The following is a 5,525-nucleotide window of genomic DNA, read 5'->3' on the forward strand; positions in this document are numbered from 1 at the left end:
ACTGGGGCCATAGCTCAGCTGGGAGAGCGCCTGCATGGCATGCAGGAGGTCAGCGGTTCGATCCCGCTTGGCTCCACCACTTTCGACACCAGGCCGTCGAGGGTTCTACAACTTGAAGTTTTCGTGCGTCCCCATCGTCTAGAGGCCTAGGACATCACCCTTTCACGGTGGCGACCGGGGTTCGAATCCCCGTGGGGACGCCAATTCTTTGAAAGCCCCGGTCTCGGCCGGGGTTTTTCTTTGCCTGCGATTCCCGGAAGGGCTCTATCCACGCATGGCGTGGATCTACTGCAGGGCCCGGGCAGGTCCACGCCATGTGTGGATGCCCTCACCGCCACCCGCCCTCAGAACCGCCGGTACATCCCGATCGATGCAGGCGCGGTGGGAGCGAAACCAAACCGCGCGTACAAGCGGTGCGCTTCGCCATCTGCCAGAAGGCTGACATACGCCGATGGCGGCAGGTTGGCCTGCATCCAACCATCCAGGCGACGCATCACCTCCTTGCGCAGGCCCTGCCCCTGCAGGCGCGGCAACACGGCGATATCGCAGACCTGCAGGTGGCAGCCGCCATCGCCGACGATGCGTCCCATCGCCACCAGCTCGTTGCCCTGGTAGGCACACACGCCATACAGGGTATTGGGCAGCGCGCGTGCCGCCGCCTCCTGGCTCTTGGCACTGAGGCCCGCCAGTACACGCAGCTGGCAATAGTCTTCAACCGTGGGCACGGCGTCGCGGAACTGGCAGGCGACGGAATCATTCATGCGCTATCTCCCTGTAGGTCGGGCTATCCTGCCTTATCCATGTCGCAGCCGCTGCGACCCACGCCCGCAGAGTTCCCATGTGCTACTCCGCCCTGATCCGCGCCGACTACGCCAAGCTGGTGCGCGAATTCGGCGCCATCCTGTCGCTGGAAGAGTTCGCCGAGCTGTACGCGCACGATCCCGGCAAGAAGCGACCGAAGACCCCGAAGGCCATGGACGACGGATTTGCCGGCGCGCGCACCGAGCAGGGCCGCGATATCGTCGCGAAAATCCAGCAGTGGCATGCGCAGGAACGGCAGCAACTGGAAGCGGAACTGGCCCGCCAGCGCGAGCGGCGCGATATCGCCAATGCCACGCTGGCGACCCGCCCCACCCAGAAAGCCCGCAACGACCTGCGCGTGGCCGGCAACCGCATCGGCCGCGCGCAAGCGCGACTGGAAGACCTGCACCGGGTGCAGCTGCTGCCACGCGACAACCGCATCTTTCCCGGCACCTATGCACCGGTCATGGTCAGCGATGGCGGCAAACGCGTGATCAAGCCGATGCGCTACCAATGCCGGCTGCCGGACAAGACGGCGCGCAACGATGTCCTGTACCCCGGCACCTACAACGCCAGGCGCGACAGCCTGGAAGGCTATTGGCGCGGTGCGTTTGGCCTGCGCCACGGCGTCGTGGTGGTGCAGGCGTTCTATGAGCACGTCCCACGCCATGCCATCGCCGGCCGGATGCTGGGTGCCGACGAGAAGGAACAGGACGTGGTGCTCGAGTTCCGCCCCGAACCGCCACGTGACCTGCTGCTGGCCTGCCTTTGGGCGGAATGGGAGGGACCGGAAGGCCGCCTGCTCTCGTTCGCCACGATCACCGACGCCCCGCCACGCGATGTCGCCGCCGCAGGTCACGATCGCGGCGTGATACCGATCCGCAGGGAGCATCTGGATGCGTGGCTCAATCCCGATCCGGACAACCTGGCCGAGCAGTACCGCGTCCTCGACGACCGCGAGGACATCCGCTACGTGTACGAGGAGGCCGGCTGAAGCGCCGTTCTCACGCCGTTGCGCTGGAACGACCCACCGCACGGGCCAGCGCCCTGGTCAGATCCGCCGACAGATACGGCTTGACCAGCAGTACTCCGGCCAGCATCGACTCGGGCAGCTGCTCAGCCAGCATTCCGGTGGCGAGCACGAATGGTACGCCGCGCGCCGACAATGCTGCCGCCACTGGCTCGCTGGTCTCGTTGCGGGCCAGGCGATAGTCCAGCAGGGCCACATCCGGGGCCGAGTCTTCCAGCATGCGCAATGCTTCAGCCACGCTCGCCGCCAACCCGACCACGGTCGCGCCGGCATGCACCAGCTGCATCTGCAGCAAGGCTGCGCTCATCTCGTCGTTCTCGACCACCAGCACCCTCAGGTCCTGCAACACTGTCATCCGGTACCGCTCCTGGAGGCATTCAAGCCGCCGCAGTATAGCCACCACAGAGCCGATGCCGACAGGAAGCGCCCCGATTGGCCTTGCCTCTATGAAAGCCCTGCCGACCTCGGTTACACTCGCACGCTGCCTGCCGGTGTGGCGGAATGGTATACGCAGCTGACTCAAAATCAGCCGGGGGTAACCCCATGAAGGTTCGAGTCCTTTCACCGGCACCACTGCATCAAAGGCCAGGTCCCTGACCTGGCCTTCTGCATTTCCAGTGCCGGGCGCCGGAGCTGGGATCGATGCCAACGCCCGCCCTGCCCTCGCTCCCCGAGATCCCGACCGCACGGCTGCGTCCACCTCACGCGGATGACACGACGCCCTGGTCGCGCTGCTTCTCACTGCCGGGCGTGGCCAAGCGCAGCTGCACCCTGGACCGCGTGGGGACACCCGTGCCTTCTGGATGAACGCCCGCGGCACAGGCTCCGCGCCAACACAGGGGAACGCAACTGCGACTTCCGGCAAGTATTTAAATAGACGCAGCGCACACTTTTCTTGCAAGCCTCACGTGCTTCTGCCTATCGTGATCCCAGCCGGAGCTGGGGGTGGGGGAATGCATGACGTTGCGTGCGGCGCTGTTTTTTCTGGTTACGCACGCGCTCGTCATTGCCTTTATCGGCCCGCAGGACCCGGTCGGCTCCTACCTGATGCTGATCACCGCACCGCTGCTGGCTGCACTGGCCTGCGTGCGGCGTGCACGTGACAGCCACCAGGCCGCCTGCAAATGGCGGACGCTGGGCGCGGCCGTGGGCCTGTTTTCTCTCGCGCTGCTGGCCCTGCTGCACCGCAATGTGGCCGGCCTCGCCCCTGCGCAGATGACCGCCTCAACACTGATCCTGTACGTGTTCTACCGGATCCCCTTGACCTACGTCGCTGCAAGCCCGGGTGGCGGGAACCGCTACATCCGTGCGGTGGACCTCGGGATCATTGCCCTGCTTTGGCTGCTGTACTACCTGCATGCGCGGGCCATGGCGCCGCAGAACACCGCCTTGTGGACGCAGTGCCTGAACACCATGAGCAGCATGCAGAACAGCCTGGTGTTCTGCTTCGCACTGATCCGTTTCCTGGCCGAGGACAATCCGGACCGCCGCGATTTTTTCCGGACGCTGACGATCTATGCGCTGGGCTACTTCCTGCTGGCCTTCTACATCAATACCTATCAGCCGCAGGTGCCCGACGGCAGTTGGGGCGACCTGCTGATCAGTGGACTGTTCGTGCTGCTGGCCACCCTGGCGGGCAGCCATCGTCGCTACCCGACAGTGGAGGTATCCCGCAGCCTGCGGCGCATCATCGATGCCGGCGTACCACTGATGCTGCCATTGCTGCTGATGCTGGTGGCGCTTCTGGTCGCGCGCCTGCAGCCGACCCTGGCCACGGTCGGCTTCATCGGCTCCCTGCTCGGCTATGCCCTGCGCAGCGTGCTGAGCCAGGTGGAGATCCAGCGCCAGCGCGACGAGCTGGAAAAACTGGCACGGCGTGATCCACTGACCGGCCTGGGCAACCGACGCAGCTTCGATGAATCGCTTGGCGCGGCCCACCGCCGCGCGCGGCGCCAAGGTCTGGGCCTGGCCGTTCTCATGATCGATATCGACCACTTCAAGCGCCTCAATGACACCTATGGCCACCCGGAAGGAGATCAGCGCCTGCAGTCGGTCGCCGCCATTCTTGATGGCTGCCTGCAACGGGGTGACGATCTGCTGGCCCGCTATGGCGGCGAGGAGTTCATCGCTGCCCTGCCCTCGCCCGATGCCGCCCACGCCATGGCCCTGGGCGAGCGGGTCCGCGCTTCGGTCGAAGCGGCTGCCCTGCCCGCCCCCGAGGCCACCGTCACCATCAGCGTCGGCGTGGCGTGGCAGGCACCGGGCGAAGAGCACAATCCGCGCGACCTGGTCGAACGCGCCGACCAGGCCCTGTATCGGGCCAAACGCGCCGGGCGCAACCGCGTATATGGCGACGCAGATACTACGGAAGACAGATGCAACCGCCGGGCCTAGACGGCGTGCAGCGCCGCCGCTCCCTGCCGCTGCCCTGCCGCGCCCTGCACGCGGAAGCTGGCCACGGTCTGCAGCAGCTGCGCCGACTGTTCTTCCATGCTGCGTGCCGCCGCCGATGCCTCCTCGACCAGCGCGGCATTCTGCTGGGTGCCCTGGTCAATCAGATCGACGGCCTGGTTCATCTGCTGGATATCGTCGCTCTGCTGCTGCGCGGCCGTGCTGATTTCGCTCATCAGGTCACTGACCCGGCGCACGTTTGTCACAATCTCATCCATGGTGCGGCCCGCGCTCTCGACCTGCGCGGTACCGGCGCCGATATTGGCCACCGACGCATCGATCAGGTGCTTGATCTCCTTGGCTGCGCTGGCCGAACGCTGCGACAGCTCACGGATCTCGGTGGCAACCACGGCGAAGCCACGACCATGTTCACCGGCGCGCGCGGCCTCCACCGCTGCGTTCAGCGCAAGAATGTTGGTCTGGAAGGCGATGCCGTCGATCACCCCGATGATGTCGACGATGCGCCGCGACGAGGCATTGATCACCGCCATCGTCTCGACCACCTCATGCACCACATTGCCGCCCCGCGCGGCGACATCGGCTGCCCCACCGGCCAGCTGGCTGGCCTGGCGGGCATTGGTTGCGGTGCGCTGCACCGTCTCGGCAAGACCCTTCATCGACACCGCAGTCTCCTCCAGCGAGGCCGCCTGCTGCTCGGTGCGCTGCGACAGGTCGCTGTTGCCCTGCGCGATTTCAGTCGCACCCAAGGCGATGGTGTCGGCCGCGAACTTGATCTGGCCGATGATCGCGGCCATCGCCTCGACCAGCGAATTCACGCCTTCGCACAACTCGGCAATCGGCCCGCTCTTGTCGGCGGTGGCTACGCGCTGGGTCAGGTCACCCAGCTTGGCGGCAGCCACCACCTCTCGGGTCTGCGCCACGGCGCGCTGCATGGCCTGGTTCTCGTGCACCTGCGCGGTGATGTCGGCGGCATACTTCACGACCTTGAACGGCTTTCCGTTGAGGTCCAGGATGGGGTTGTAGGAAGCCTGGATCCAGACCTCGCGCCCGTCCTTGCCCAGGCGCCGATACTGGCCCGCATCATATTCGCCGCGCCCAAGTTTCTCCCAGAACTGGCGATATTCCACGCTGCTGCGATGCCCGGGCTCGACAAACAACGAATGGTGCTGCCCGCGCACTTCGTCCAGGCTGTAGCCGGTCACCGCCAGGAATTTGTCATTGGCCGACAGGATGCGGCCATCCATGCTGAACTCGATCACCGCCTGAGACTTGGCGATCGCCG

5 protein-coding genes and 3 tRNA genes are annotated in these 5,525 nt (G+C 65.7%); 5 read left to right on the forward strand and 3 right to left on the reverse strand.

The genetic code is table 11. The annotated features are described in order from the left end of the window. Positions 1–3: 3 nt before the first annotated feature. Together BN1263_RS16805 and BN1263_RS16810 are read left to right on the forward strand one after the other, a co-directional pair. Positions 4–79: transfer RNA gene (locus tag BN1263_RS16805), tRNA-Ala, on the forward strand. Between the two features lie 48 nt (positions 80–127). Continuing rightward, positions 128–203 (forward strand) — tRNA-Glu (locus BN1263_RS16810). Between the two features lie 141 nt (positions 204–344). Here BN1263_RS16810 and BN1263_RS16815 read toward each other — a convergent pair. Beyond that, positions 345–761: a GNAT family N-acetyltransferase gene (locus BN1263_RS16815; protein ID WP_058982762.1), complete on the reverse strand. Its 417-nt coding sequence runs from the start codon at positions 759–761 to the stop codon at positions 345–347. Positions 762–838: 77 nt separating this feature from the next. On the opposite strand from BN1263_RS16815, the gene BN1263_RS16820 reads away from it, so the two are divergent. After that, positions 839–1,795: an SOS response-associated peptidase family protein gene (locus BN1263_RS16820; RefSeq protein WP_058982764.1), complete on the forward strand. Its 957-nt coding sequence runs from the start codon at positions 839–841 to the stop codon at positions 1,793–1,795. Positions 1,796–1,805: 10 nt separating this feature from the next. Here the strand turns inward: BN1263_RS16820 and BN1263_RS16825 are convergent, their stop codons facing one another. Further along, positions 1,806–2,186, reverse strand: a complete 381-nt coding sequence (locus BN1263_RS16825; RefSeq protein ID WP_021204524.1) for a response regulator — start codon at positions 2,184–2,186, stop codon at positions 1,806–1,808. Positions 2,187–2,318: 132 nt separating this feature from the next. Between BN1263_RS16825 and BN1263_RS16830 the strand changes: the two genes are divergently transcribed. Both BN1263_RS16830 and BN1263_RS16835 read left to right on the forward strand, forming a co-directional pair. Next, positions 2,319–2,404, forward strand: a tRNA-Leu gene (locus BN1263_RS16830). 384 nt (positions 2,405–2,788) lie between these two features. Then, entirely contained in the window at positions 2,789–4,225 is a 1,437-nt protein-coding gene (locus BN1263_RS16835) for a GGDEF domain-containing protein (protein ID WP_058982765.1), read from the forward strand. Here the strand turns inward: BN1263_RS16835 and BN1263_RS16840 are convergent. After that, a partial coding sequence (locus BN1263_RS16840) for a methyl-accepting chemotaxis protein (protein ID WP_058982767.1) occupies positions 4,222–5,525 on the reverse strand: 1,304 nt, incomplete at its 5' end. The genes BN1263_RS16835 and BN1263_RS16840 overlap by 4 nt on opposite strands.

It is taken from the genome of Stenotrophomonas thermophila, from assembly GCF_001499715.1.
In the GTDB taxonomy this organism is placed as follows: Bacteria; Pseudomonadota; Gammaproteobacteria; order Xanthomonadales; family Xanthomonadaceae; genus Stenotrophomonas; species Stenotrophomonas hibiscicola.

Coding starts and splice junctions, on each gene's coding strand:
- BN1263_RS16815 (WP_058982762.1), bottom strand. CDS start 761: ATGAATGATTCCGTCGCCTGCCAGTTCCGCGACGCCGTGCCCACGGTT.
- BN1263_RS16820 (WP_058982764.1), top strand. CDS start 839: ATGTGCTACTCCGCCCTGATCCGCGCCGACTACGCCAAGCTGGTGCGC.
- BN1263_RS16825 (WP_021204524.1), bottom strand. CDS start 2,186: ATGACAGTGTTGCAGGACCTGAGGGTGCTGGTGGTCGAGAACGACGAG.
- BN1263_RS16835 (WP_058982765.1), top strand. CDS start 2,789: ATGACGTTGCGTGCGGCGCTGTTTTTTCTGGTTACGCACGCGCTCGTC.